Consider the following 26443-nt stretch of genomic DNA (forward strand, 5'->3'; position numbering starts at 1 on the left):
ATGCGGGCTCCGAGCCGGTCGGTGGAGAGCAGAGCGCAACCGGGTCTACCAGTAGTGGCGGCGGCCGGCGACCTCGTGGCCGAGCGAGCCCATGATCAGCAGGGTGACGCCGATGAGGGCCAGGACGATGCCGACGGTCCACAGAAAGGAGACTCCCGCGACGAGTCCGATGGCGAGGAGAATGACTCCGAGGACGATCATGACGTACTCCGTTCGTTCCCCCCGTGCAGTGTTCCGCGGTGCAGAAGAAGGTGCGTACACCAACTCCTCTCGGATCTCGGTCGGCTGTTCAGCGGCAGTTCCGTGCGAATCGCGGCCGATGTCAACCCCCATCGCCGGCGAGCTATGGATGCGGCATGGTCAGGCCAGTACGAACCGGCCACCCGCGCTCGATCGGCGACCTGGCATGAACACGCGCCGGATACGCGGGCGGCCGGCCCTCCCTAGGCACTGCTAAGGCTTCAGGGCGTCCTTCATCTTCTGCCCGGCCTGAGCAGCATTGCCCTTGACCTGCTCGGCCTTGCCCTTCACGACAAGGGACTCGTTGCCAACGGCCTTTCCCGTGACCTCCTTGACCTTGCCCTTGGCCGTCTCCGCGGTGTGTTTGGCCTTCTTCCCCGCGCTCATCATGTCCTCATTCCTCTGGGGGTCGATCACTAGCTTCGCGCTTGCCCCATTTGTTTCTCTTCACACGTCTTTGTGGCGAACCTAGGCAGTGTCCTGGCGATCAGTTGAGTCGTTGATACGACTATGGGGAGTAGGAATGATCTGACGGATGCCCAGTGGGATCGGTTGGAGCCGCTCCTGCCGGTAAGCAACGGGCGTTGTGCAGGTGGCGGGATCATCGCCAGGTCGTGAACGGGGTGCTGTACCGAATACGCACGGGCGTGCAGTGGCGCGATCCGCCGGAACGGTACGGACCGTGGGAGATGGTGCACGAGCGGCATCGGCGCTGGTCGGCGGATGGAACGTGGGAGATGCTCCTCCAGCGTGTCCAGGCCGAGGCGGATGCGGCCGGCGAGATCGACTGGGACGTCTCGGTCGACTCGACGTCCGTGCGCGCACACCACCACGCCGCCGGCGCCCGGCACGCTCCGCCGCCCGCCCTCAGAGGGGGCCCGCGAAGACGGTCAAAGCCAATCGGGTCCGGGCGGAACTGATCGACCGGCTGGTGGAGGTGGTGCGGGAGGTGAGGCGCTCGGCCGCTCGCGCGGTGGCTTCACCACCAAGATCCACCTGAGTGCGGACGGCCGCTGCCGGGCGTTGTTGCTGGTCATCACGCCCGGGCAGTGCGCCGACTGCACCCAGTTCGAGCCGGTCATGGACAGGATCCGTGTGCCGCGGCTGACCTGCGGCAGGCCGCGCACGAAGCCGGACAGTGTCAGTGCCGACACGGGCTACAGCAATCGCGGGACCCGCCGCTACCTGCGCAGACGCGGAATCCAGCACGTCATCCCGGAGAAGGCCGACCCAACCAAGCCGCCAGCCGGGTCCGACGCGGCAGGGCCGGGGGCCGACCGCCCGGCTTCGACAAGGACCGCTACAAGAAGCGCAACACCGTCGAACGGGCGATCAACAAGCTGAAGACCTTCCGCGCGGTCGCGACCAGGTTCGACAAGCGCGGCTACGTCTACCTCGGCACCGGCAGCGCAGCCGCGCTCGTCATCTGGCTCCGCTCATGATCGCCAGGACACTGCCCAGCGGAAGCCGGATGGGCTGAAGGCCAGTGCGGGCAAGCACTCCTCCGAGGGCCTTGAGCGCGGCTGGGTGGGAATCACCGGCTCGGAGTCACGACACTCGCTCCTCGTCTTCCTCCTCGTAGCGTGCTTCGTCGTCCTCGTCCTCCTCGTCCTCCTCGTCGTCCTCGGCCTCCGCGTCGTCCTCGTATTCGTCCTCCGCTCCCTCGTCGTACTCCCCGTCCTCGGGTTCCTCTTCGTCGTACTGCTCCTCAGGGAGTCCCTCTTCGTCGTACTGCTCCTCGGGCTCACCCTCGTCCTCGTACTCCTCCGCTTCCTGATCTTCCTGGTCGTTCTCGGCGGCTTCCTCCTCCACGGCCTCCTCGTGAGTTCGCACGACCTCGCCGTCTCGAATTTCGCCACGCCAGCCCTCGGCCTCGTCGTTGGTGAGGGAAACGTGCCGCTGGAAGTTCTTGAAGTCCAGGCGCAAACGGCGGCCCTGGGCGCGCCAGATGTTCCCGGTCTTCTCGAAGAACCCCGCGGGGAAGTACTCGACCACCAGCACGATGCGCGTCAGGTTCGGAGTGATCTCATGGAAGCTGACGGCCCCACGGGTGCTGCCCTTGGCGCCCTGTGAGGTCCACACGATGCGCTCGTCGGGGATCTGCTCCTGGACGGTCGCCTTGTAGCTGCGCTTCGAGGGCCCGACCTTGACCTTCCAGTCGGTGGTCACCTCGTCGCCCTGTGAGATGTCCTGCACGCCCTTGGCGAAGCCCGCGAAGTCCTCGTACTGGGTCCAGTGGTCGTAGACCGTCCGCACCGGCACGCCAACGTCGAGTGTCTCGACGATGTTCATGACCTTCTTGCCGGCCTTCCGGCCGGCCTTGCCGCCACCGAACGCTCCCTTGACCTTCTCGACGACGTTGTCCTTCATGCTCTTCGCCTTCTCGGCGAGGAACGCCTTCACCGGTGAGTCGCCCTGCAGGACGCGTGCGCCCACTTTGGGCATCACACCGCCGTTCTCGGCCACTTCTCCCAGCTGGCTCGTGACATCGGCGACCTTGTCACCGGCCTTTCCGACCAGGTTCTCCAGTTGGGCGCCGAGGTAGTGGACGAGCTCCTCCTTCAGCCGGTCGACGCCCGATTGCTCAGGCGCCTCCTGTTCCGTCCTGGCCATGACCTACCTCCGACGGGTGGACCGCGTGGATGTCTTGGCAGCGGCCTTCTTCGCTGCGGTCTTCTTCGCGGGCGCGGCCGTCTTCTTGCCCGGGGCCTTGGCAGCGGCCGTCTTGGACGGAGTCGAGCGGGTCGACGAGCGCTTGGCGGGCGGAGCCGACTTCGCGGGGGCCTTCTTCGCTGCGGGAGCCTTCTTCGCTGCCGGGGCCGTCTTCTTCGCCGGGGCAGCGGCCTTCTTGGCGGGCTTGCGCACGGGGGCGGACTTCGACGCCGGCTTCGGGGCCGTCCGCGAGGAGCGTGAGCGCGGCCGTTCTTCGGTCTCGGCAGCAGCTCCCCGGGACCGCGATGCGCGCTTGCGGCGTGGTGGCGCCTTCTCGGCTTCGCCCTCGTCCTCGGGCTCCTCCAGTTCCTCCTCTTCCGGTTCCTGCTCCTCCTCCGGCTCTTCCTCCTCGTCGTACGGTTCCTCCTCCGACTCCTCCTCGTCGTACGACTCTTCCTCCGGCTCCTCCTCGTCGTACGGCTCCTCCTCCGCCTCAGCCTCCTTCGGCTTGCCCACGTTCAGCGTGCGCTCCCGCAGGGAGTCCGCGAGTTCCCCAATGCGACGGTTGGCCGCCGCCGCCACCGCTTGCTTGCCGACGTCGAGCAGTTCGCCCCGGACCTGCTCGTTCAGCTCGGCGACTTGCGGCACCTCGCCAAGGCGCCGCAGCCCCTCGGTGGCGAGCTCCCGCGGATCGAGCCCGAACCGCCTGCCCGCGATGTACGTCGCGACGGCGAATGCGAGCCGCCCCTTCTTCGCGCGGCCGAGCACGTACCCGCCGGCGACCGCCGCCGCAAGAGCGACTTTGGTGGTGTCCTTCATGGGGTCGTCCTTTCCGGCACTCGCTCGCTCCGTGCACCGGTGCGACGCGAGCGACCTGCGCCCCGCCCCTCGTCCTGCCCGGGGGTGCTGGGCGGCCCTGCATCGACGGGACCGCGCGTCCGGGGGCGGCTCATGTTGGCGGCGCCGATGGGCACTGCTCCGCACCCGCCCGGGTCGTGAAGCACCAGGCAGCCGAGAACGCGGCCCTGTGCCTTTGCCAGCACTCCGTACTTCCAGTCTGGCCAGAGCGGCAGGCATGCGCCATGTGGGCAGTGGCCGTTTCCGTCAGGGTCACCGGCCTGCGCCGGCCGACCAAGCCGTCGCGGTTCTCGCTCACGGCGTGCGGGGCCGGGGTCGCAGACCACCGCCGCCACAGGCCGGGCGGGAACGGCTGTCACCGGAACCCATGAGGAATGCCGTCTATCATGGAATAGCTGCCGGCGGCCCCACACCGGCACCTTGCAGCGCGTCGCCTCCGATCCCGGAGAAGAAGATGGCCCCAGACAAGAGGGAGGACGGCGTCAGGCCTCGAAGGCCTGCCCGCGCGGCTCCGACCTCTGCGCGCCCCAGCGGCGCCGGGACCCGGCGGGCGGCGAGCGAGGATCAGGACACGGTACGCCGCCCTCGGCGCCGGGTCTCCGCGGCGCAGGCGATGCGCGCCGCCGCCGAGCAACTCGCGGAACTCCTGGGGCGTGTACCCGAGTCCGTGTCGGCGCTCAAGCCCTCCGAGGACGGGTGGCGGGCCGACGTGGAGGTGGTGGAACTGGAACGCATCCCGGAGACGACCAGCGTGATTGCCAGCTACCGAGTGTCGCTCGACGAGGAGGGCGAACTGCTGGCGTACGAGCGGATCCGCCGGTACACCCGCGGACAGATCGACCGCCGTACCTGAGAGCCCGCCACCCGCGACGGAGCGGAATCCTCCGCTTCCACCGCGACGGCAGGCCGGCGAAGGGAGGCACCGTGACTGTGGTGCCACAAAGCTCAGCCGGTGTTTCCCGCAGCGGGAGCACCGGGAACCTCTACGACATCCTCGAACTGATCCTCGACCGCGGGCTGGTCATCGACGTCTTCGTCCGGGTCTCCCTGGTCGGCATCGAGATCCTCAAGATTGATATCCGGATCGTCGTCGCAAGCGTGGACACCTACCTCCGGTTCGCCGAGGCGTGCAACCGCCTGGATCTGGAATCCGGACGCAAGGCGCCGGCACAGCTCACCGACATCGTCGGGAAAGTGACCGAGGGCGGAGCGCACGGCAAGAGCAAGGGGGCGATCAGCGGCGCGGTCGAAGCCGTCACCGACTCCCTCCACCTGGGGCGCGACAAGGACGAGGAGGAAGAGGAAGCCGAACCGAAGCGCGCGAGGCCCACCCGCCGACCCACCAGGCGACGGGAGGAATGACGTGACCCTCTACGTCTACTCCATCACCGCCGCCACGCACCCCCACGACCTGGACGGCCTGAAGGGAGTTGGCGAGGCGCCGGCCGAACTACGGACCGTGTGCGTGGACGCACTTTGCGCCGTCGTAAGTGAAGCCCCCGAGGGCCTACGGCCCAAGCGACGCGACCTGATGGCACACCAGGCCGTCCAGGAGCGCCTGATGACCACCGGCACCGTGCTGCCGTTGCGTTTCGGCTTCACCGCCCCTGACGACGACGCCGTACGCCGCGTCCTCGAGGAGCGCCGGGAGGAGTACACCCAGCGTCTGACGGCGTTGGAAGGCTGCGCCGAGTACCACCTGAAGGCGGCCATCGAGGAAGACGTGCTGCTGCGTCAGATCCTCCAGGAGTCGCCCGAGGCCAGGCGCCTGAACGACGACATCAAGGCCGGCGACGCCGGTCCGGACCTCTCGCTGGCGCTCGGCGAACTCGTCGCCCAGGAAGTCCTCGCCCGCCACCAGGCGCTTGCCTCCGGAATCGTCGAGGCGCTGCGCCCCCACACCCGCCAGGAGAGGATCTCCGAGCCCACCGGGGACGACTTCCTCAACATCTCCTTCCTGGTGGACGAGGAACACCAGGAGCTGTTCCTCGCCTCGGAGAAGGGGCTCACCCACGAGCTGGGCCAGGACTTCGACTTCCGGCTGTACGGCCCGCTGCCCGCCTACAGTTTCGTCTAGCGGAGGCACCCCGTGGGCCTGTTCACCCAGATCCTGACACTCCCGCTCGCACCGGTGCGCGGCACCGTGTGGGTCCTGGAACGCGTCGTCGAGGCCGCGGAGGACCAGTACTACGACCCTGCGCCTGTAGAACGGGAACTCGCCGCACTCGAGAGGGCTCTCCTCGCGGGAGACATCGACGAGGAGACCTTCGACCGCCGCGAGGACGAACTCCTCGACCGCCTGGACGAGATCAGGGCTCGCAGACAGCCCGACGACGACACGTGACCCCATCCGCACGCACCCGGCAGCGAAGCGAGGTCGAGCCGTGACAGACCCCATCGCCAACCGCCTCGGCTCGCTCCCCTCCAGGTCCGCGCCGCCCTACGGGCAGTCCTCCGCCAGCCTCGCCGACATCCTGGAGCGCGTCCTCGACAAGGGCATCGTCATCGCGGGCGACATCCAGATCAACCTCCTCGACATCGAACTGCTCACCATCAAGTTGCGCCTGCTGATCGCCTCGGTGGACAAGGCCAAGGAGATGGGCATCGACTGGTGGGAGCACGACCCCTCGCTGTCCTCCCGGGCGGACAGCGGCCCTTCCCTGGAAGAGGAGAACCGGTTCCTGCGCGAGCAGATCGAGGAGAACCGGCGTCTGCGCAAGCAGATCGACGCCCTGCGCGCCGACCCTGCCGCCCTGTCACCCACCGAGGAACAGGCCGAGAGCAACGACACCACCCGCTCCGCTGCCCGCCCGAAGCGGGCCGCACCCAGGACCCGCAGCACCACCCCCCGGGGTGAGCCATGACCACCGGGCGGCTCGCCTACACGTACGCCGTCGCACGGCCCGCCGCCGGCCTGCAGCGGGCCGTGGAAGTCCTGACCGGCGTCGTGGACGCACCGGTCCACCTGGTGTCCGACACTCGCGGCAGGGTCATCGTGGCAGCCGTGAGCCCCGTGCCCAGTGCGGACTTCGACGAGACCGCCCTGCCCCGTCACCTCGACGACCTCCAGTGGCTGGAGGCGCTTGCCCGTTCCCACCACGGCGTCGTCGAGGCAATCTCGGCGTGCACCACCGTCGTTCCGCTGCGCCTGGCGACGGTGTATCTCGACGACGACCGGGTGCGGAACATGCTCGACGACGGGCTGGAGGTCTTCGTGGACCGGTTGTCCCGCCTGACCGGGTACGTGGAATGGGGCGTGAAGCTGTACGTCGACGCCGCACCTGACCAACCGCCAGCACCCCCGCCCGGACCCGATCTCGGCCCCGGACGTGCCTACCTGCGCCGGCGCCGGGCCGACCGGGACGCACAACAGGACGCCCTCCGCATAGCCGGGCGTGGGGCCGAGCTGATCGAGGCAGCAGCCCTGTCCCATGCCGTGGACCGCGTCCGGCACCGGCCGCAGGAGGGCGAGCTGGCCATCGAACCAGGCGTGAACGTCCTCAACGACGCCTACCTCGTACCGCTGGACCACGGCGAGGCGTTCCGAGCCGACGTGCTGCGCTCGGCCTCCGCCCTGCCCGGGCTCCGCGTCGTCGTCACCGGGCCGTGGGCCCCGTACTCCTTCGCCGCCCCCGGCCTCCCGGAAGAGGCCACGCCGTGAACGACCCCGATGGCGCGGCTCCCGGCCCGCGGGCGGCAGCCGTGCCGCAGCGCCAGGCAGCCCTGATCGACCTGCTGGACCGGCTGCTCAGCGGAGGCGTGGTCCTCACGGGCGATGTCGTCCTGTCCATCGCGGACATCGACCTCGTCCGGATTTCCCTGCGGGCGCTCATCCTGTCCGTCAGCGACCAGAACCCCGCCCCTCTCATGATCGGCCACGCTCGCGGCGGGAACAGCCATGACCGGTGACGAACGTCTGCCTCGCGGCCGGTTCGACGAGGTGGCCGAAGCAGCCGCCCGCGCCTTCCGTCTCCTGCCCGCGACATCCCACGACAGTCCGCTGCCGGCCCACGGCACACCGCCGGGCCGGCCACGCAGGATCTCCACCGACCCGGAAAGGGTCGAACGGGACCTGATGAAACTCGTCCTCACCATCGTCGAACTCCTACGCCAGCTCATGGAGCGTCAGGCCATCCACCGTGTCGAGACCGGCGACCTCAGCGAGGAACAGGAGGAGACACTCGGAGCCACCCTCATGGCCCTCCACGACCGCATGGGCGAGCTCTGCGCCCGGTACGGCCTGACGATGGAGGACCTCAACTTGGACCTGGGCCCGCTGGGAACGCTACTGCCGCCCTCCGAGCACGGCGTGTCCGATAGTTGATGATCTTGCGGTTCGCGGAGTCAGAGGATCAGGGATACCAGGACGGGTCTGGCTCGGTAACGGGCGGCGACCTTGTCGAACCCGTGGCAATCGCGCGGAACTGCTCTCAAGCGGGCCAAGGTCGTTCAACCACATGGCGGCGACGAGCAGGCGGGTTGTCGGGGTGGAGGTAAGGCCGTGAAGTCGGACCGCGACCTCTTGGCAGCGTGGACGACGGCGCGGACGGTCCGCAGTTTGGACACCGGGCCCGGATGATTGGCTGGCGGCTTTGCGGACAGACGCCCGGTATGGCATCCCTCTTCAAGCGATCGCGCCGCGACGACGGCGAGGAGAACGGCACCGGGCCGGGCCCGAGCCGTCGCGTGGAGGCGGCCGCGCCCGACGCGCTCAGTGATTTGTCCCGGCGCTCCTGGTGGGCGGTACTGCGGCGCACCGGCAAGGAGTTCCTGGAGGACGAACTGCCCGACCGCGCCGCCGCTCTTACCTATTACAGCATCCTGGCAATCTTCCCGGCGCTGCTCGTGCTCGTCTCCGTGCTCGGAGTGATCGGCAAGTCGGCCACCGACACCATTTTGGACAATGTGCAGAAGCTCGCGCCAGGCGCTGCCCGGGACATCCTGCGCAGCGCCGTCGACCAGTTGCAGAACAACAGCGGCACCAGCACGGTCCTGCTGATCGTGGGCTTGGCGGCCGCCCTGTGGTCGGCATCTGGCTACGTCGCGGCGTTCATCCGCTCCTCCAACTCCGTGTACGACATCCGGGAAGGCCGCCCGGTGTGGAAGACCACCCCGTTGCGGCTGGGGCTGACGCTGCTGCTGATGGTGCTGCTGGCGGCGAGCGCGGTCATCGTCGTGTTCACCGGGCCGCTGGCGGACCACGTCGGCCGGGCCCTGGGCCTGGGCAGTACCGCGCTCACAGTCTGGTCGATCGCCAAGTGGCCGGTCCTGGTGCTCCTCGTCGTGCTGATGATCGCAGTGCTGTACTGGGCCGCGCCAAACGTGCGCGACCGCGGTTTCCGCTGGATCTCCCCGGGCAGCGTGCTCGCGGTGGCGCTCTGGATGGCGGCCTCGGCCGGGTTCGCCGGGTACGTCGCGAGCTTCTCGTCCTTCAACAGGACGTACGGCACCCTGGCCGGCGTCATCGTCTTCCTGGTCTGGCTGTGGATCTCCAACCTCGCAATCCTCCTAGGCCTGGAGTTCGACGCCGAACTCTCGCGTGAACGCGCCATCGAGGGCGGCCTGCCGAAGGGCGAGGAGCCGTACGTCCGGCCCCGGGACACCAGCACCTGGCCCGACGACGAACAGCCCTGACCGAAGGACCGCAGTGTGGGACGGGGGGCTCAGGGCGGTCGTGCAGCCCGGTCCGGGGCCACAGGGCACAGGGCACAGGGCACAGGGTGTCCCCGGTGGCGTTGACGGTGTCGACGAGCAGCGGTGATGTAGGGAGCCATCCGGGTGCAACACGTCGTGGGGCCATCCCGGCTGGCTGGGCGGGCCAGCCGGGCGGCGGCTCCCCGAGACTCCTTCCCGACACCGACGCGCCGCGCGGATACTGGTCGGATCGCGCGGCACCGGCCCCCGGAGCTACCCGGCAGCAGTCTTCACCGTTACTCCGCCCGGCTCAGCACGGGCCGCGCCGGGCCGGCGGTGAGGGCAGCGTTGTCCCCATGGGAACCTTCATCGCGCGCATCACAGCCGCCACCCGGTCCGATGACAGCGACGGCATCGGTGCCCGGGCCCTGAAGGGGCTCGATGCCGTAGGTGGGGCAGCAGAGCTCGATCCCATCGTCGAGCCGCTGACGCGCGCCGTCCAGGCACTGCCGCTGGGGCGGCTGCGCGGGGTGTTGCACGGTCGGCCCCTGGGGCATCCGCTGCACCCGGCCCTCGTCCAACTGCCGATCGGCGCCTGGATGTCCTCAGTCCTGCTCGACCTCGTGCCCGGCTCGGAGCGCGCAGCACGGCTTCTGGTCGCGGCCGGCGTGGCGACCGCCGTTCCGGCGGCCCTCTCGGGGTGGGTCGACTGGGCGGACCAGCATGAGCAGCAGAGGCGCACCGGCCTACTGCACGCCGCGTCGATGGCGGCCGCGATCGGCCTCTACGGTGCGTCGTGGGCGGCCCGCTCGTGTGGCCGCATCCGCCTCGGACGCGTCCTCGGCCTCGCCGGACTGACCGCAGCCGGCAGCGGCGCAGCAGTCGGCGGCCACCTCGCCTACCGCCAGGCCGCTGGCGCCAACAAGGCAGAGCCCGTCCCGCACCTGGTCAAGCCTCGCTGGCACACACTCGGGCGCGCCGAGGAGTTCGTCGTCGGTGAGGCGACGCGTCGGACGGTCGGCGAGGTACCGGTGCTGGTGGTCAAGGAATCCGACGAGGTGTTCCATGTGCTCGCCGACCGGTGCAGCCACTCCTCGGGCCCCCTCTCGGAGGGCGAGGTCGCCGACGGCTGCGTGACCTGCCCCTGGCACGGCAGCGTCTTCCGCCTGTCCGACGGCTGGAACGTCGACGGGCCTGCCACGGCCCCGCAGCCTCGCTTCGTCACCCGCACGGACACGGCGGGCAACCTTCAAGCACGCCTGCCAGACGTCAGCTGACCTGGGCCGCCTGGTCCTCCGCAGCAGCGAGGGTGCGGCCTCAGGAATCGTCGGGAGCTGGGATTGGAAGGTCTCGTTCACCGACTCGATGCGATGGTTTTCCTCAGTGGCTCGAGCGGCTGCGATCCGGCTCTCGCTGCGGCCCGCCCCGACGGACTGGCCGCAGGAGCCCAAGTCCGCCCTCAACGGCGCCGCAGTGAACCGGTCCTACGCCTATGCGGGGCGAGGGCCGATTCCGGGAGGAGAAAGCCACAGGCCCGCCCCTGGTCAGCGGAGGATCGCATCAGCGGCCTTCTTCAGGGCGCCTGGCTGAGCAGGTCGGCGGGGCGCTGTGGCACGAGCCTCCAGCATGCGGGCCCCGATCGCCTGGAGCTCTGTGCGGCCCAAGGCGTCGCGAACCTTCGGGAACCAGTCGTTCTCCTCCTCCTCGATGTGGTGACCGACGGCCTCGATGAGCACGGTTGCCTTCGCGTCGAAGCGCTCGTCGTCGGGCCCCATCGCGTCGAGTTCGGCGCACAACAGGTCGGCGACGTGGTGCTCCTCGAAGGCTTCCAGGATGTCCCGCTCGAGGGTGGGGACGAGTTCGCGGACCGCGGGGTACATGACCTCGTTCTCGATGAAGGTGTGGACCGTCAACGCTTCCACGATCCTACTCACGAGGTCCGCCTTGACCTCCGTGGCGCCCTCGTCTGCGCCTTCGAGCGCCCGGACGAGGCGGCGCACCTCCTTGTGCTCCTCCTTCAGCAGAACAATGGCATCAGTGGACATGGGTTCCTCCCTTGCAATAGGCGTGGTTTTGCGCCTACCCGCCCAGCCCGGACGCACACGTACGGAATCGTGGCGGTGGAGGCGCCTGCCGGTGCAAGCGCCGAAGGGCAGTCCCGTTTGTCATCAGCCATCGTCGGGGCCGAGATTGCAGCGCGCCAGCTGCGGATCCAACGGCCATGTCGATGAGTTCGGGTTCTGGCTCAACTTCCGGAAGTTGGACCAGAACCCGTTCTCGTGAACATCGCCTGTTTGCGTGAGCGTGCGACTCCCGATCTCACGTCGAAACGACGTCGTAAATCCGCGCACACAAAGCCAGGCCCAGCTTTCCTGCGTGGGTCGGGCGGCGTGCTGTCGGGTCGGGATCTGCGGCGAAGGCTCAGCTTGCGCTGGCGGGAAAGCGGTCCCACACGCGGTGGAGCGCAAGCAGGTCCGTGAGGCGGGCCAGCACGTCGGCGCCCTCGGTTTCGAGGACCACGCCGGGCGCCCGGGGGTCGACCGCCGCTGGCACCAGGACCGCGCGGGCCCCCGCGAGCACACCGATCGGCTTGGCGTGGCGGTATGCCTCGTTGACCAGCAGGACGACGCGGGAGTCGAGCGTCGACTGCCCGCCTGCGACGGCTCCGGACTTGGCATCCCGGGCTCCACGGTCATCGTCCCCCGGCGCGGGGGCACCGGCGACCAGGAGCGCGTCGAACTCGACGGACCGAGCGGCGCCGAAGGTCCGCTGCACAGCCAGTCCCTCCACCAGGGGCGCACCGGTGGGGGCGATGAGAAGGGGTAGCAGGCCGACCTGCTGCGCCGCGTCGCGCACGCGGCGCACCGCGTCGAGGTCGCTGGCCTGGTCGGCAATGATGCCCAGGATCCGGCCGGTGGAGGGCCAGGCCTTGCCGACCTGGGACAGGGGGGCGCTTGCAGACACCTGCGGGGCCGCATCCCTCGCGCTCATTGTCGGGGCGGGTAGCCCGAGGCCTGCGGCGACCTGCGAGCACAGCGTGGCATCGACCTGGGCGAGGACACTGAGGACGCGTTCCTTGATCGCCTGCTCGTAGACCTTGGACACCTCGAAGGTGTAGGCGGCGATGACGTGCTCGCGCTCCACTGGGCTGAGGCTGAGCCAGAACATCCGGGGCTGGCTGAAGTGGTCGTCGAACGAGGCCGGGGCCTGGCGGACCTTGGCCCCGGCCGCAACGGGTGTAGGGACTTCCACGAAGGCGTGGTCGCCCGGGCCGGCGAAGAACGGGCAGCCTCCGTCCAGCGAGTTCGGCTTGAAGGGGGCCACACCCGCGTGCACGGCGTGCTGGTGGAAGCCGTCCCGCAGCATGTCGTTGACCGGGGCGTGGGTGCGGTTGATCGGGATCTGGGCGAAGTTCGGGCCACCCAGGCGGCTGATCTGAGTGTCCAGATACGAGAACAGGCGGCCCGCGAGCAGCGGGTCGTCGGTGACGTCGATGCCGGGCACGAGGTGGCCGGGGTGGAATGCGACCTGCTCGGTCTCGGCAAAGAAGTTGACGGGGTTGGCGTTCAGCGTCATCAGCCCTATCGGCCGGACCGGAGCGAGCTCCTCCGGGACGATCTTCGTCGGGTCGAGCAGGTCGATCCCCTCGAACACCTGCTCCGGAGTGTCGGGGAACGTCTGGATGCCGAGCTCCCACTGCGGGAAGTTGCCCGCCTCGATCGCGTCCGCCAGGTCGCGCCGGTGGAAGTCCGGGTCCAGGCCGCCGATCAGCTGGGCTTCCTCCCACACGAGGGAGTGCACGCCCGCCTTCGGCTTCCAGTGGAACTTCACCAGGGTGGTGGCGCCGTCAGCGTTGACGAGTCGGAAGGTGTGGATCCCGAAGCCCTCCATCATCCGGAACGAGCGCGGGATGCCCCGGTCGGACATGTTCCACAGGGTGTGGTGGGTGGCCTCGGTGTGCAGGGACACGAAGTCCCAGAACGTGTCGTGGGCACTCTGCGCCTGGGGAATCTCCCGGTCCGGGTGCGGCTTGCCCGCGTGGATGACGTCGGGGAACTTGATCGCGTCCTGGATGAAGAACACCGGGATGTTGTTGCCGACCAGGTCGAAGACACCCTCGGAGGTGTAGAACTTCGTGGCGAACCCACGGGTGTCGCGCACGGTGTCGGCCGATCCGCGGGAGCCCAGCACGGTGGAGAACCGCACGAACACCGGCGTCTGCGCCCCCTCCGTCAGGAATGCCGCCTTCGACACCGCAGCGGCGGTGCCGTAGCCGCGGAAGACGCCGTGGGCTGCCGCGCCGCGAGCGTGCACGACCCGCTCCGGGATCCGCTCGTGATCGAAATGGGTGATCTTCTCCCGCAGGTGGTGGTCCTGCAGCAGCACCGGACCGCGCGGGCCCGCCTTCAGCGAATGGTCGGAATCCGGCAGCCGAAGACCCTGCGCCGTCGTGAGATACCCGCCGTTCTGCGCCCGGACATCCGTCGGGGCCCCCGTCGCGCGGCCCGTGGCCGTCACCGGGGAAGGCGGCTGCTGGTCGGGCTTGGGCGGCAGGGGAGGCCGCGGCTCTGTCGGCTCGCTGGCCTGCGGCGCCCGGGAGCTCGGCGCTCCAGGCACCGATCGCGAGTCTTCGCCGTCGCCGGTCACGATCTCCGTGACAGCGTCGATGACCTTCCTCACAGGAGCGGGCTTGTCCATGTCCTCAACTCTCAAGTGCTGCCGCGGGCAACTGCGGCGATGTGGCATGCGGAGACGGCGGGCCATCACAGTCGTGGCCATCCCGCGATCCCGAAGAACGGTGCTCGTGGCCTCCTGCCCCAGCGGGGCCCATGACACCTCCCGGCCGACCGCGGTGGCCCGGCCGCGCCGATGCTCCGGTCCGATGGCGGCCGCGCACTCCTCAGGCTGCGGCAGGACAGGGGGGACCGCGATGTGACGCACCTGTTCGGCGGACATCCGGCCCGGGTGCCCGGAAGGCCGTGCGCCGTGTCGGCGGAGGACTCTGAGGATCCCGGTCGCCAAGAAGGCCGAGCCCCCCGCGATCTCGCCATCACACAGCGCGCAGACAGACGTCGGGCCGGTGCCCCCGTCACCGCGCCGACGGTGGGTTGCCCCCGGCCGGCCCGGGCAGCGACCTGCCCCACAGCGGGGCCAACCGCCTCACCGATCCAGTTGATCACGACCAGCCGGCGGCAACCCCGACCCGTGTTACTCCGCCGAACCCGGGTAGGTGCTTCAGGTGCCGTGGCCGTACCGGGCGGCGAGCGCCCAGCCGCATGGCGCGGCACGATGAAACAGCCAGACCATTCCGATTCCGTGACCGACATGGGGTCGCTGCGCTCACCCACTCGGCGGCCCCGGTGACCGGCCGCACCGGAAGGAGCCGCGATGTCTCCCCACACCTTGGCCGAGCCCCTGCACATCTACCTGAACGACCACCTGACCGGCGCGTTCGGCGGCGCCGCGCTCGCCGCCCGCATGGCCCGCACCCACCCGGGCAGCCATCACGCGGCGGACCTGCAGCGCTTGGCCCACGACATAGAGCAGGACCGCGACGACCTCGTCCGGATCATGAACCGACTCGGGGTGCCCGTCCGGCACTACCGGACATGGCTCGGCCTCGCCGGTGAACGCCTCAGCCGCCTCAAGCCCAACGGCACCGTCCTACGCCGTTCCCCGCTCAGCGACCTGATCGAACTGGAAACGCTGCGCGCCGGCGTCGAAGGAAAGACCGCGCTGTGGCGGGCGTTGCGTGCGATCGCCGACACCGATCCGCGCCTGGACCAGGTGGAGCTGGACCGCCTTGCCGAACGGGCTGCCGAGCAGGGCCGCATGCTGAACGGCTGGCATTACACAGTCAGCACCGCCGTTCTCAGGCACGGTACGGATCAGGCCGACACCGGCAGGCGCAGAGCTGCCCTGTGAGCGCCGCGGCACCACCGGAGTACACCTCCATCAAGCTCACAACTCGTGTGCTGAACGCGGGATTCGAGCCGAGCATGGGAAGCGTGAGCGACGCGTCCGACGACGCCCTGGCGGAGGACTCCAGGAGCGTGTTGAAGACCGACTGCGTGCGCCACACACCTTCGCGACGCGCACGGACGCCAGCCCCTACATCGACGGCTGGTACAACACCCACCGCATCCAAGAGCGCCTCGGCTGGCAGCCCCGACGAGTACGAGGCGGAGCGCTCCGGCCAGGGGACGGCCGAGCCAGTGACCGCAGAACGGCCAGAACCTATCCTGACCAGGTCATCATCACGTCCCGCGCAGCAGGGAAGCACAATCAGGTACCACGACGACGAGGTGCTGCGGGCGGCCCATGGCTGCATGGCCCGCGCCGCGCTGACCGGCCTGGGCCTGGCCCCGCCGACCGCCCGGCCGGAACCTGCCGCACTTCTCGTGGAGCGGCTGGTCACCCGCGCTACGGGACTGGCCACCGCCGGTGACCTGGCGGACGTGGCGTCCCTGCTCGACGGGGTGCTCTGGGCCGGCTCCGGCGCAGAGCACCGGCGGGCCGCGTACGGGCGGCGGCGCCGGCTGACGGATGTAGTCGACCGGCCGGCCGAGGCCGTCCTCGCCTGCTGAGCGAAGCCGAGCGGAACCGGGGACGCCAGGCCGGTCAGCGAGCGTCGGTTGCCGGGGAGGTCAAGCGGGCCCGGATGCCGCTCAAGGTGGCGGTCAGCAGCCGGGAGACCTGCATCTGGGAGCAGCCGATCTGTTCGGCGATCTCCGACTGTGTGCAGTCGCCCCAGAACCGCAGCATCAGGATGGTCCGCTCCCGGGGCGTGAGGTCCTTGAGCAGTGGCCGCACCGACTCGCGGCACTCGACCAGGTCCAGTCGCGCGTCGCGTTCGCCGAGCCGGTCGAGCAGGGCGCTGCCGGTCTCGTCCTCGCGGTCCTCGCGCAGCGCGTCCAGCGATCCGGCGCGGTAGGCCCGGCCCACCTCGAGGGCGGACGCGGCGTCGTCGACGTCCAGCCCCAGCTTCTCGGCGAGTTCCTGGGCGGTGGGCAGCCGGCCGAGGTCCTGCTCCATCCGTTCGGATGTGCGCGCCACCCGCAGGTACAGCTCCTGGAGGGTGCGCGGCACCCGCAGGGGCCAGGAGGTGTCGCGGTAGAACCGCTTGATCTCACCCGCGATGGTGGGAATCGCATAAGTCGCGAACTCGACGCCGCGCCGGTGGTCGTAGCCGTCCACGGCCTTGATCAGCCCGATCGTGCCGACCTGCAGGATGTCGTCCCTGTCGGCGGACCGGTTTCGGAACCTGGAGGCGACGAATCGCACAAGCGGCATGTTGAGCTCGATGATCGTGCCGCGGACGTAGCTGTAGGCGGCGGACTCGCGTTCCAGGCCGGCCAGTCGAGCGAACAGGGCGTCGCTCAAATCGCGGGCCTCGGTCTTGCCCATCACCCGCATCTCCTGGCGGGTCGGCCGGCCGGAGTCGGGCGGCACGTCGCAGGGCGCGGAAGGCACAACGGAGGAAAGCGTGGGTATAGGGGCGGACACGTGGGCATCTCCCTGGTTGATCCCCGCGCCCAGGAGTGCGGTTGCAGCAGGGCGCTGACAGCGCGGCGCGCGAGGATTCGGCTGTGGGAGACCGTGGCGCCCGGCTTCTTCAGGCGGCGGCGTCCCGGCACGGTGATGGTGCCGTGAACCCGGCGCCACTACGGGCACCGGACCGGAGCCGGGCAGAACAGCCCGAACATTCCGTGTGGGGATCATTCCCGGTCGGGAGGGGCGCCAACCCTTCAGCCGCCTGGCGATCGGCGCCGCCGCCTCGGCCCGGTCAGCCGGCCGACCCTCCGCAACAGGCGTGTCACGTGGCGAGCACGACGCACCGATTCAGTCCCTGGGGCGGTTCGGCCAACGGCAAGAACAACCTGGTCACCAACCCCCGCCAACAACACGGCAGGTTCGTCGCCTAGGTCGTGCTGCACTGGCTGACTCGGCGGCGCGTCGTCGCCGTCCCCAAGTCGGTCCATGCCGAGCGCATGGCGGTGAACCTCGACATCTTCGACTTCGAGCTCACAGACGACCAGATGCCCCGGGTTGCCACCCTCCCCCGCGTCCAACGGCCGGCAATGCCCACGGACGCCCTTGACGACTGGGGCATGCGGGTACGGCCCAGCCGGAACAGTGCCTGGCCAGCGGCCGAGCCGGGGTGGGAGGCACCGCGGGCGCATGGCCGCAGCGCACGCAGTGGCGTCCCGTGCAGGGATGACCGGAAGTCGCTGGAGCCGGCAGCGATGCGGGGTATGAGCCTCCTCGCACCGACGGGCGCCCCGGCAGGTGGCCGGGGCGCCGCGCTCGCCGTCGGGCAACAGCGCGTATTCCCCGTTGGGGTTCCGGGGCCCTGCTCAGCCCGGGGAGATCCTGCCTCGCCAGGCACCGCTCGAACCGCCGCGGTCCTCGATGTACCCCTTGAAGCGGTCAAGGTCGGCCTTGACTCGTCGGTCGACCATGCCGAGTGTGTCGGCCGCCGACTCGGCCAGGCCGTTCGGCTCGAACTGCATCGCCAGGCTGACCCGGGTGTGGTCGTCGTCGATCTTCCGGAAGGTCACCGTGCCCATCTGGTGGACGTCCCCGCCGACGGTGCGCCAGGAGACCCGCTCGTCGGGCAGCTGGTCGACGATCTCGGTGTCGAACTCGCGGTGGACACCCGCGATGCTGGTCTTCCAGTGATTGTGCCGGTCGTCGAGCTGACGGACCTCCTCCACTCCGTCCATGAAGTTCGGGAACTCCTCGAACTGCGTCCACTGGTTGTACGCGGTGTGCAGCGGCACACCCACGTCGATCGACTCACGCACCATGCTCATGAGTGCTCCTCCTCGCGATCCCTCCGTCAGTGCTTGGCGGCGTCCTTGACCTTCTCGCCGGCCTGCTTCAGGTCGCTCTTCACCTGGGTCGCCTTACCGTCGACCTTCAGAGCCGGGTCGTCGATCGCCCGGCCGACGGTCTCCATCGCCTTTCCCTTCGCCTTCTCGGCGACGTTCTTCACCTTGTTTACGTTGCCCATGGCAATCACTGCTCCGCTCTCGGTCCGACCGGTGCGGCCGGGTGTCTCCGGGCGTCTGCTCGGACAGGAGCACCCGAAACCGTTCTGCCCGCACGGGCTTGTTCCCGCCTGGCGCGGGTAGCCGCAGGCCGCTGCGGTGAAAGCCGGCGGTGGAGCCAAGTCCTGCACCCTCGAACTCGCCGCCACCTGACCGCCGCCGCGCCTCAAATCAAGGAGGAAGACCGTGATCACGACACCCGTCGCGCCCCGCTCGCCAACCCCGCGCGGCCCCCTGTCCGACGCCGTCAGCGCCACGCTCACGTCGAGCCCGGACACCACCGCCACGCGGCTGGAGCCGGTACCGATCCGCCAAGCCGACCCGTGGGGTGAGGATCTGCAGCTCGCCCTCTACGTCTGCTACGAGTTGCACTACCGCGGCTTCGCGGGAGTCGACCCCGGTTGGGAGTGGAACCCCGAACTTCTCCGGCTACGCGGGGAGATGGAACAGTACTTCCTTGACGCCGTACGCGAGCAGGCCGGCGAGGTTTCGCCGCTCGACGAGCTGCTCGCCCGCCTGCTCACCGAACCGCGCACCGGCGACGGGCCCTCCCACTACCTGCTCGCCGGTGGTGAGCGCTGGCAGGCCCGCGAGTACCTGATGCACCGCTCGCTGTACCACCTCAAGGAGGCCGACCCGCAGCTGTGGGCCGCACCGCGGCTCGGCGGCGCCGCCCAGACGGCGTTCCTGTCCATCGAGTACGACGAGTACGGCGCAGGGCACCCGGAGCGCGCCCACTCACGGCTGTTCGCGGAGATGATGGCCGACTTCGGCCTGGACTCCACGTACGGCCGCTACGTAGACGCAGCGGCCGCCCCCGCGCTGGAGGTGGTGAACCTGATGTCACTGTTCGGCCTGCACCGGGCGCTGCGCGGCGCCCTGATCGGACAGTTCGCGACCGTGGAGATCACCTCCTCCCCCGGGTCGGCCCGCCTTGTCCGGGCCTTCGAGCGGTTGGGCGCGGGCCCAGCCGGACTACGGTTCTACCGAGAGCACGTGGAGGCCGACGCGGTGCACGAGCAGTTGGTGCGGCACGGGGTGATCGGACCGCTGCTTGCGACGGAGCCCGCCTTGGCCGGTGATGTCGCCTTCGGCATCGCCGCGAGTTCGCTCGCCGAAGGCCGGCTGTCCGCCCATCTGACCGGGGAGTGGGCGGCCGGGCGCAGTTCACTGCGCGGCGGGCCGCTCGCCGAGCCCGGCCTCGGCTGAGCCACCGGGCCGGTGCCGCCGGTGACTGGTGTCGCAGAACGGGTAGCGGCGGCTGCGGCGGCAGGTGCACAGGGCCACGACAGGACGGTCGGAGCGGACCAGGCTCCCGTCCGGGAGGACGATCTCGACCGGGCCCTCGATCAGCACCGGGCCGTGATCGGTCGGCAGGACTCGGCGCGCCGACAGCCGCGGTCGCGAGTCTTGGTACTCAGGCAGGTCGGGCACCGCGCACCACCGCCAATTCCTCCTCGCGGACACCCGGGGCGATCAGGCCGCGGCTCTCGAACCACTCCGCGCGAGCCGACATCACCGGACCGAAGTCTTGGCGCCGCCGGGCCACCACCTCGGCCTGCAGGCCCACCCGCTCCAAAGTGCGCACCGTCGCCCGGACGTCGGCCAGCGAGGACTGCACCAACAGCAGCACCCCGCCGGGCGCCAGTAGATCCGGCACCTCACAGCAGATCCGGTCGAGCAGCAGCCTGCCGTCCGGCCCTGCGTCCCAGGCGCGGGCCACACCCCGCCGGGGGCGCTCGGCCTGGGCGGCCGGCACATACGGCGGGTTGCTGACCACCAGGTCGAACAGCGTGTCGCGCACCGGCCCGGTCAGGTCCCCGCGACGCAGCCGGATCCGACGGAGACGAAGTCGTGCGTTCGCCCAAGCAGTGGCGAGCGCGAGCCAGGACACGTCCACGGCCGTCACCCGGGCGCCGAGGCGGGCGGCCGCCAGCGCGACGGCGCCGCTGCCGGTGCCGAGATCGAGACAGCGCGCCCCGCGAAGCGGCCCCTCGCGGGCGAGACTCTCCACCAGGAGGGCCGTGTCGCCCTGGGCCGGATACACGCCGGGTGGTCTGAGCAGCAACATACCGCGCGCCTGCCCCGGATCCGCCCAACCAATCGGCAGCAGCCTGCGACGGTCGGGCGGTACCGCTGATGAGGGGCCGGCCCGGGGATCCAATCCCCAGGGCCGACATCCACTTGCGCCGGCATCTCAGCGGACGCCTCGACGGCGCGGAACCACCCGCAGCGACAACAGCGCCCGGCCCGCGATCGCGCCCCCGTACACCGAGAAGCCCACCCCGATCAGCCACGACTGGACCACCAGGACCGTGCCGACCGGACCGTACGTGACCACGTTGGAGACGATCAGCGGCGCGAAGACCAGCCGCGAGAACGCCCGCAGGCCGACCAGCGCGACGACGGTCGCGCCGGCCCCCGGAAGCAGCCTGCGCCAGGGGACCCGCGCACCGAGTAGCAGCCGCTGCAGCCACCAGAACAGCAGCACCCCGCCGCACACGGTGGCAACCACCTGCAGGGCCGGCTGCGCAGCCGTGTGCTCCCAGGGAACCCGGCTCCACGCCGCGACCAGGATGTAGCCGATCAGCCCGACCAGGGCCGCCACCTGTCGCCACGCGCTGCGCCAGGCGCCGGGCGGCAGCTGCCAGATCCGCTCGTAGGCGTTCTGCACCGCGGTCATCAGGCTGACCCCGAACACGGCGAGGGCGGCAAGGCTGAGGCCGGTGGTGGTGCTGAGGACCTCGCGGCGCGAGGCGAAGAGCTGGCCCACAGCCGCCGAGGAGCGGCCGGACAGACCCAGGCCGTCGGCGATCCAGTCGGCGATGCCGCTGCCGCGCGTCGGCGACGCAGCGGCGATCACCACGAGCAGCGGCACGAGGGTCACGAAGCACAGCGCCGCGAACGCCATCGCCCGGTGCAGCAACTCCACCTCACGCCCGCGGCGCCACGCCACCACGGCCACGCGCCGGGCATACCCGGTCATGGCACCTGGACGGCGTGCGGGCACTGCATCGAGGCGACCTCCAGGGGGATCGGCGAGCGGCTCGGCCACACCGGCGCTCACGTACACCCGGAGGCCGCCGGACTCGTCGGCATACACCGGCCGTCCATCCGGCCCGGTCGTGTGCGTGAAATGCACCACGACAACCCGCGGCGGCGCATGGGCGCCAGGAGTACCCGGGATCGTGACGGCGTATCGCTCGATGGGTGCCATGGCGGCCTCTGCACAGACTTCCGCCCCCCTTCGGTTGTGCAGCGCGCCTGCCCCGCCCCCGCTGAGGCAAACGACCGACCGAGGTCGACGCCACGAAGGGGAAGGCCGCAGGCGCTGCCTCGCTCTCCCGGCTGTCGGCCGCGGGCCCCGGGCACCTCGAACTCGACCCTTCCGTTTCTCTCGCTCGTAGGTCCGCGACGTCCGTCCTGGCACCGCGCCAACCCGTTCGACGTGCGGGACACTTGATTGAAGCAGCCGCCAGGGCACCTCGTGCCTCCCCCGCGGAGGGCCGGCGCGGCCGGAGGAGGCGATGACGTGGCCACTCCCGACGACCCGGAGCAAGCGGGCGAAGAGGCGCGGAGCCGGTCCGCAGAGGAACGAGCCGTCGTGGCTCCAACTCCGGTAGCTGTCCGGGCCACGGCTGACGGCGACACGGCACAACCCGACGACGAGTCCCAGCGCCGGTCCGCGGAGGAAGGACGGACCGTGGCTCCTACTCCGGCGGACGTCCGCGCCGGAGCAGACGACGAGGATTCGGAACCGCCGCTGGGGGATCCCAGGCACCATAAGGCTGCCGAGACGGGCTGAGCCCGTGCCGCTCCCGCTGGCGTCGCGGTGCTTCCAGCCAGCCGCGTGCCCCCTGCTCTCGCGCTCGTGCGCCGCGGCCGCCAAAACCGTCTCCGTATAGCTGGGGCTTGCCGGATGCTCACACGGCAGGCGCACTGGCTCGCACGCCCGGAGGGTCAGCCTTGGCTGTGGACGACCGAACCGACTTGCTCGGACTGCTTTGATCGGGTGGTCGTCAGCGAATCTTCCCGGGGCCCGGGCTTTCGCGGCGTTCGCGCGGCCGTCGATCGCAGGCGCCCGGATTCAGGTCAGCTGCAAGCCGATGATGCAGGTGTCGTCCTGCGGGTTGGGGGCCTTGAGTCGGCGCAGGATGTGGTCCAGGCGGCCCCGGAGGTTGGGCACCTTGTACTCTGCGGCCGCTGTGAGCAGGCGTCCGAGGCCGCGGTCGAGGCTCTCACCGCGCCGCTCGACGAGCCCGTCAGTGAACAGCAGCACCACGTCGTCGCGTTCCAGGTCCAATACGGTGCTGCGGTAGTCGGCGCCGGGGTGGGCGCCGAGCAGCATGCCGGGAGGCTGGTCGAGGTAGCGGGCTGCGCCGTCGTGGACTAGCAGGGGTGGCAGGTGTCCGGCCCTGGCCCAGGTGAGGGTCCGGTGTTCGGGGTCGAGCCGGCCGCAGACGGCGGTGGCGATGAACTCGCTGCCGAGATGGCAGAGCATCTCGTTGAGGCGCTGGAGCATCTGGTCCGGTTGGGCGCCGGTGAAGGCCATGCCTCGCAGAGCGTCGCGCAGTTGCGCCATGCCGGCGGCCGCCCGCAGTCCGTGGCCGGAGACGTCACCGACGGCGATGAGAACCGTATCGTCCGGGAGGGTGAGGGCGTCGTACCAGTCGCCGCCGACCCGGCCGTCGCTCTCGGCCGGCAGATAGTGGGCCGCCACGTCGAGCTTGGACGGGGACGGGCCACCGGGCACATCCATGAGCGCGTGTTGGAGAGCCCGTACGACGCGGTGCTCGACGGCGGTCTGGCGTACCTGCTCGGCGAGTTGGGCGCGGGTTTCGGTGAGCGCCCGTTCGGTGCGGCGCCAAGCACTGATGTCCTGGACGACGCCGCGGACGGCGAGCAGTTCGCCGTCCCGCTGACCGGGCACGGACTCCGCGATCGCTCGGACGGTACGGGTGACGCCGTCGCCGCGGACGACCCGGAACTCGAGCGTGGCCGAGGCGTGCCCGGCGAGCAGCCGCTCCGCCAGTAGGCGGACGGCGACGCGGTCCGCCGGTGCGACGACTGCCTCCGCCTCCGCCAGGCCAAGAGTGCCGAGTGCGGCCCGCTCGGGTCGGCCTAGCAGCCGGAAGACCTCCGGTGAGCAGTCCAGATGCCCGGCGGAGACGCCCCACTGCCAGGTGCCGATCCCGGCCAGCCGCTGGGCCTGGGCGAGCTGGTGTTCCCCGAGTTCCTGTTCATCGTGGGTCCGCCAGCTGACCAGGACGCCGTCGAGGAACGGGGTGGCGTGCAGCGTCATGGTCGAGCCGTGCACGGCGCCGCCCACAACCTCGACGTACTGCTCGGCCTCGCCCCGGTAGGGCACGCCGGTGGCGGCGACGTCGAGCAGGTGCCGGAAGGTGCCGGAGGAGACCATGCCGGGGTAGAGCTCGCTGAGCAGCCGGCCCGTGATGTCCTGGCCGGTGCGGCCGGCCAGGTCGATGGTGGCGGCGTTGGCGTGCTCCACGCGCAGGTCGGTGACCTTCCCCTCGGTCTCGCGGACGGCGTTCAGGATCAGGACCGGATCTAGGAGGGCGTCGAGTACTGCACGGAACCACGGCTCACCGCTCGGCAGTGGCGCTCCAGCCTCCTCCGTGCTCGGGGCGAGCACCCGTAGCAGCTGGGCGGCGCAGAGCCGGGCCAGCGCGGAGAGGTAGCGCTCTACCGGGCGGTCGGCGTGGAAGTCACCGGGCCAGCCGAGTTTCATCGCACCGATCAGCCGCTCCCCGGTGCGCAGTGGCAGGGCGCAGACGGTCTCTCCGGGCACCAGGTCCTCGCCCTTCAGGTCGGGGTAGCGCGCAGCGAACTCGGATCTCCTGGCCCACACGATCGTTCCGTTGCGGACGGCATCGGTCATGGGCAGCGACATGCTCGGCGGGATACGCTGCCACTGGCTGAGCTGATGGGCGGGGACCCCGTGGCTGGCAACCAGCCTCAGCGCGCCGTCCGGCTCCAGAAGGGTGAGGGCGACCGCGCCGACACCGAGCGGGGCGAGCGCCGCCTCGGTGAGCAGGGCGGCGAGCTCGTCGGGTGCCTCGGCCGAACCAAGGGCCGAGGCGGCGAGGTGGTAGCGGGCCGCGAAGTCGCCCGCGACCGAGCGACTACCCGCCCGGGGCCCCGAGGGGGCCGGCGCACGGCCGACCGGAGCCGGCTGCGGCAACGCAGCGACCGGGCCACCCTCGTCGGCGTCCGGCGGCGCCACCGTCGCGAGCAGGTCGGCGGCGATGTCGACGACTCTGCGGTTACCGTCCTGGGAGAGCTGGACCAGGTGGCTGAAGGCCTCGTCCGCTGTGCACGAGAACCGTTCGATCAAGATGCCCTTGGCCTGTTCGATCACGGCCCGGGTCCGCATGGCACGGCGTTGGCCCTCCACCTCGCCGCGCAGGCGATCGATGGTGTCCCGTAGCCGGGTGCTTTCGCCCTGCGGTTCCGACATCCACGCCCCTTAGAGGCACCGAGAGTGAGGAGTTCCTCCAGCCTAGGCCGCGGGCGTGGGCGGCGCCGAGTGCGGCAGACGACTTGCGCCGTTCATTCCGAGCAGTGCCCTTTCGCGAGCTCCAGCCGGGCCGGCGGCGCGGCGATCTCCGACCAGACGGTCTTGCCACCGGCGTCTGAGGCGCTGCCCCAGGCCCAGGACAGTAGTGCGACCACCCTTAGTCCGTATCCGCCGGGGACGGCGGGGTCCATCCTGTGCCGGAGTACGGGCAGCTCGGGGCTCGTGTCGGACACCTCCACGCGCAGCCCCTCCGGTGAGCGGCGCAGGCGCAGCTCGATCGGTCCCCCAGCGTGCATGGCGGCGTTGGTGACCAGCTCGCTGACGATCAGGAGGACGTCCTCGGCGACGGCCCGGCGCTCGCCGTCGGCGGCCGGGAGCCAGCCCCAGTCGAGCAAGGCCGCGCAGGTGAACTCGCGGGACTTGATGACCACACCCGGGACGTGGTCCAAAACCAATCGGCGGTGGTCGGAGGCAGACATCAGCAGTCAGCCGTCCTGGCCGGCGAGCGCGTCGGCCAGTGAGGGGTAGATCCGGAACATGGTCCCCGCTCCGGTGATCTCGAACAGACGGGAAACAGTCGGGCTGAGGCCTGCCAGCAGCAACGTCCGGCCGTCGCCCTCGGCGGAGCGGCGAGCGCGAAGCAGCAGGTTCAGGCCGGTGGAGTCGCAGAAGGACAGACCGTCGCAGTCCACCACCACGGGGCCCGGCGGGCCCCGCAGGACGGTATTCAAGGCCTCGTACAGTGGCTCTGCCGTATCGTTGTCCAGCTCCCCTTCGGGGCGGACGATCACGCTCCGCCCCGAAGCGCGAACCACCACCGTGAGCCCGACCTGGGCCCAGTCGGTGTCCATGGCTTCGTCTCCTCCCGGTGTCCCTCGTCCCACGGTTGGGGCGCTGCCTTTCACCCTCAGCGGTTTGGGACGACGGTCTCCACGATCTTGCCGGTGGCTGTGCGTGCGGCGTGCACCCGGTGACCAATGGTGGCTACCACGAACAGGCCGTACCCGGACGGCCCCGGCCGTCCGGCCGGGTCGAGCAGCTCCGAACTAGTGTCCTCGACCGCAATCTCGACGCCCTCGTCCCCGACCACCATCGTCAGTCTGCACGGTCCCGGTGCATGGCGGCACGCATTGCACACCAACTCGCTGACCACCAGAACCGCGTCCTGACGGGTCTGCGGGCTGAGCCGGCCCCGGCCGAGACCGGCCAGTCCGCCGAGAAAGCAGCGCGCAGCACTTCGCGCTCGGCCTTCCGAACCGGGGGCTCCGTCCAGGTCGACGTCGAGCGAGGGCACACAGCGCACGACCTCACCTCGACTCTCCTCAGGTTCGGTCCACACCTGGCTCCTACCCTGGGGCGGCCACCACAATCGGCACCCCGTGTCTGTGCGCACCGGTCGGCCGGATCGCCACTGGGTCGCCTCACAGTGCACCCTTGCACGCAGCGAAAGCACTGGTAGGGGCAGGTC

At 70.2% G+C, this 26443-nt stretch carries 29 protein-coding genes and 2 pseudogenes; 14 read left to right on the top strand and 17 right to left on the bottom strand.

Annotated elements, in window-relative coordinates:
• Positions 1–45: 45 nt before the first annotated feature.
• Positions 46–201: a DUF6131 family protein gene (locus ACFC1F_RS26050; RefSeq protein ID WP_376161728.1), complete on the bottom strand. Its 156-nt coding sequence runs from the start codon at positions 199–201 to the stop codon at positions 46–48.
• A gap of 252 nt (positions 202–453) precedes the next feature.
• On the bottom strand, positions 454–630 hold the full coding sequence (locus ACFC1F_RS26055; RefSeq protein WP_376161730.1) for a CsbD family protein: 177 nt from the start codon (positions 628–630) through the stop codon (positions 454–456).
• A 120-nt stretch (positions 631–750) separates the two neighbouring features.
• Between ACFC1F_RS26055 and ACFC1F_RS26060 the strand changes: the two are divergent.
• Positions 751–1682 (top strand): annotated as a pseudogene (locus ACFC1F_RS26060) (IS5 family transposase).
• A gap of 106 nt (positions 1683–1788) precedes the next feature.
• On the opposite strand, the gene ACFC1F_RS26065 reads toward ACFC1F_RS26060, so the two are convergent.
• Positions 1789–2853, bottom strand: a complete 1065-nt coding sequence (locus tag ACFC1F_RS26065) for an SRPBCC family protein (RefSeq protein ID WP_376161732.1) — start codon at positions 2851–2853, stop codon at positions 1789–1791.
• Between the two features lie 3 nt (positions 2854–2856).
• Complete coding sequence (locus ACFC1F_RS26070) at positions 2857–3711, bottom strand: histone protein (protein ID WP_376161734.1); 855 nt, start codon at positions 3709–3711, stop codon at positions 2857–2859.
• Positions 3712–4204: 493 nt separating this feature from the next.
• Between ACFC1F_RS26070 and ACFC1F_RS26075 the strand changes: the two genes are divergently transcribed.
• The 10 genes from ACFC1F_RS26075 to ACFC1F_RS26120 all read left to right on the top strand — a co-directional run bounded on the left by ACFC1F_RS26075 (position 4205) and on the right by ACFC1F_RS26120 (position 10661).
• Positions 4205–4603, top strand: a complete 399-nt coding sequence (locus ACFC1F_RS26075; RefSeq protein ID WP_376161736.1) for a gas vesicle protein — start codon at positions 4205–4207, stop codon at positions 4601–4603.
• Positions 4604–4674: 71 nt separating this feature from the next.
• A complete protein-coding gene (locus ACFC1F_RS26080) occupies positions 4675–5112 on the top strand; it encodes a gas vesicle structural protein GvpA (RefSeq protein ID WP_376161738.1) in 438 nt (145 codons plus the stop codon).
• A 1-nt stretch (position 5113) separates the two neighbouring features.
• On the top strand, positions 5114–5827 hold the full coding sequence (locus tag ACFC1F_RS26085) for a GvpL/GvpF family gas vesicle protein (protein WP_376161740.1): 714 nt from the start codon (positions 5114–5116) through the stop codon (positions 5825–5827).
• A gap of 12 nt (positions 5828–5839) precedes the next feature.
• A complete protein-coding gene (locus ACFC1F_RS26090) occupies positions 5840–6094 on the top strand; it encodes a gas vesicle protein GvpG (RefSeq protein WP_376161741.1) in 255 nt (84 codons plus the stop codon).
• A gap of 40 nt (positions 6095–6134) precedes the next feature.
• Positions 6135–6614, top strand: a complete 480-nt coding sequence (locus tag ACFC1F_RS26095; RefSeq protein WP_376161743.1) for a gas vesicle protein — start codon at positions 6135–6137, stop codon at positions 6612–6614.
• Positions 6611–7411, top strand: a complete 801-nt coding sequence (locus ACFC1F_RS26100; protein ID WP_376161745.1) for a GvpL/GvpF family gas vesicle protein — start codon at positions 6611–6613, stop codon at positions 7409–7411. Before ACFC1F_RS26095 ends, ACFC1F_RS26100 begins: the two co-directional genes overlap by 4 nt.
• Positions 7408–7659: a gas vesicle protein gene (locus ACFC1F_RS26105; RefSeq protein WP_376161747.1), complete on the top strand. Its 252-nt coding sequence runs from the start codon at positions 7408–7410 to the stop codon at positions 7657–7659. Before ACFC1F_RS26100 ends, ACFC1F_RS26105 begins: the two co-directional genes overlap by 4 nt.
• The gene (locus tag ACFC1F_RS26110; RefSeq protein ID WP_376161749.1) at positions 7649–8074 is read left to right on the top strand and encodes a gas vesicle protein K; all 426 of its coding nucleotides are present in this window, start codon (positions 7649–7651) and stop codon (positions 8072–8074) included. The genes ACFC1F_RS26105 and ACFC1F_RS26110 overlap by 11 nt, the downstream gene beginning before the upstream one ends.
• A 287-nt stretch (positions 8075–8361) precedes the next feature.
• On the top strand, positions 8362–9384 hold the full coding sequence (locus tag ACFC1F_RS26115) for a YihY/virulence factor BrkB family protein (protein ID WP_376161751.1): 1023 nt from the start codon (positions 8362–8364) through the stop codon (positions 9382–9384).
• 356 nt (positions 9385–9740) lie between these two features.
• The gene (locus ACFC1F_RS26120) at positions 9741–10661 is read left to right on the top strand and encodes a Rieske 2Fe-2S domain-containing protein (RefSeq protein WP_376161753.1); all 921 of its coding nucleotides are present in this window, start codon (positions 9741–9743) and stop codon (positions 10659–10661) included.
• Between the two features lie 267 nt (positions 10662–10928).
• Here the strand turns inward: ACFC1F_RS26120 and ACFC1F_RS26125 are convergent, their stop codons facing one another.
• Both ACFC1F_RS26125 and ACFC1F_RS26130 read right to left on the bottom strand, forming a co-directional pair.
• A complete protein-coding gene (locus tag ACFC1F_RS26125; protein ID WP_376161755.1) occupies positions 10929–11429 on the bottom strand; it encodes a hemerythrin domain-containing protein in 501 nt (166 codons plus the stop codon).
• A gap of 376 nt (positions 11430–11805) precedes the next feature.
• On the bottom strand, positions 11806–14082 hold the full coding sequence (locus ACFC1F_RS26130) for a catalase (protein WP_376161757.1): 2277 nt from the start codon (positions 14080–14082) through the stop codon (positions 11806–11808).
• 690 nt (positions 14083–14772) lie between these two features.
• On the opposite strand from ACFC1F_RS26130, the gene ACFC1F_RS26135 reads away from it, so the two are divergent.
• On the top strand, positions 14773–15309 hold the full coding sequence (locus ACFC1F_RS26135; RefSeq protein ID WP_376161759.1) for a hypothetical protein: 537 nt from the start codon (positions 14773–14775) through the stop codon (positions 15307–15309).
• Positions 15310–15713: 404 nt separating this feature from the next.
• Positions 15714–15971 carry a hypothetical protein gene (locus ACFC1F_RS26140; RefSeq protein ID WP_376161761.1) on the top strand — a complete coding sequence of 86 codons (258 nt, stop codon included), beginning with the start codon at positions 15714–15716 and terminating at the stop codon, positions 15969–15971.
• 34 nt (positions 15972–16005) lie between these two features.
• On the opposite strand, the gene ACFC1F_RS26145 is transcribed toward ACFC1F_RS26140, so the two are convergent.
• From ACFC1F_RS26145 to ACFC1F_RS26155, 3 genes are all read right to left on the bottom strand, one after another.
• A complete protein-coding gene (locus tag ACFC1F_RS26145) occupies positions 16006–16791 on the bottom strand; it encodes a SigB/SigF/SigG family RNA polymerase sigma factor (protein ID WP_376161763.1) in 786 nt (261 codons plus the stop codon).
• A gap of 950 nt (positions 16792–17741) precedes the next feature.
• Positions 17742–18200 carry an SRPBCC family protein gene (locus tag ACFC1F_RS26150; RefSeq protein WP_376161765.1) on the bottom strand — a complete coding sequence of 153 codons (459 nt, stop codon included), beginning with the start codon at positions 18198–18200 and terminating at the stop codon, positions 17742–17744.
• Between the two features lie 26 nt (positions 18201–18226).
• Complete coding sequence (locus ACFC1F_RS26155; protein WP_376161767.1) at positions 18227–18400, bottom strand: CsbD family protein; 174 nt, start codon at positions 18398–18400, stop codon at positions 18227–18229.
• A 223-nt stretch (positions 18401–18623) separates the two neighbouring features.
• Between ACFC1F_RS26155 and ACFC1F_RS26160 the strand changes: the two genes are divergently transcribed.
• Positions 18624–19646 (top strand): iron-containing redox enzyme family protein, encoded by a 1023-nt coding sequence (locus tag ACFC1F_RS26160; protein ID WP_376161769.1) that lies wholly within the window; start codon positions 18624–18626, stop codon positions 19644–19646.
• On the opposite strand, the gene ACFC1F_RS26165 is transcribed toward ACFC1F_RS26160, so the two are convergent.
• The 8 genes and pseudogenes from ACFC1F_RS26165 to ACFC1F_RS26200 all read right to left on the bottom strand — a co-directional run bounded on the left by ACFC1F_RS26165 (position 19605) and on the right by ACFC1F_RS26200 (position 26314).
• Positions 19605–19832, bottom strand: coding sequence for a CDGSH iron-sulfur domain-containing protein (locus ACFC1F_RS26165; protein WP_376161804.1), 228 nt, complete (start codon positions 19830–19832; stop codon positions 19605–19607). The two genes, ACFC1F_RS26160 and ACFC1F_RS26165, sit on opposite strands and share 42 nt — an antisense overlap.
• Positions 19833–19854: 22 nt before the next feature.
• Positions 19855–20508, bottom strand: coding sequence for a HemK2/MTQ2 family protein methyltransferase (locus ACFC1F_RS26170; protein WP_209412295.1), 654 nt, complete (start codon positions 20506–20508; stop codon positions 19855–19857).
• A 126-nt stretch (positions 20509–20634) separates the two neighbouring features.
• Positions 20635–21402 carry a YhjD/YihY/BrkB family envelope integrity protein gene (locus ACFC1F_RS26175; RefSeq protein ID WP_307853100.1) on the bottom strand — a complete coding sequence of 256 codons (768 nt, stop codon included), beginning with the start codon at positions 21400–21402 and terminating at the stop codon, positions 20635–20637.
• A 63-nt stretch (positions 21403–21465) separates the two neighbouring features.
• Positions 21466–22221: pseudogene (locus ACFC1F_RS26180) on the bottom strand (DUF6296 family protein); the annotation flags it as partial.
• Positions 22222–22524: 303 nt separating this feature from the next.
• Positions 22525–24915, bottom strand: coding sequence for a SpoIIE family protein phosphatase (locus ACFC1F_RS26185; RefSeq protein WP_376161771.1), 2391 nt, complete (start codon positions 24913–24915; stop codon positions 22525–22527).
• 92 nt (positions 24916–25007) lie between these two features.
• Complete coding sequence (locus ACFC1F_RS26190) at positions 25008–25430, bottom strand: ATP-binding protein (protein WP_376161773.1); 423 nt, start codon at positions 25428–25430, stop codon at positions 25008–25010.
• Between the two features lie 30 nt (positions 25431–25460).
• Positions 25461–25826, bottom strand: a complete 366-nt coding sequence (locus tag ACFC1F_RS26195) for an STAS domain-containing protein (protein ID WP_376161774.1) — start codon at positions 25824–25826, stop codon at positions 25461–25463.
• A 56-nt stretch (positions 25827–25882) separates the two neighbouring features.
• Positions 25883–26314: an ATP-binding protein gene (locus ACFC1F_RS26200; protein ID WP_376161776.1), complete on the bottom strand. Its 432-nt coding sequence runs from the start codon at positions 26312–26314 to the stop codon at positions 25883–25885.
• Between the last annotated feature and the right edge of the window lie 129 nt (positions 26315–26443).

Source organism: Kitasatospora sp. NPDC056181, assembly GCF_042266225.1.
Classification (GTDB): Bacteria; Actinomycetota; Actinomycetes; order Streptomycetales; family Streptomycetaceae; genus Kitasatospora.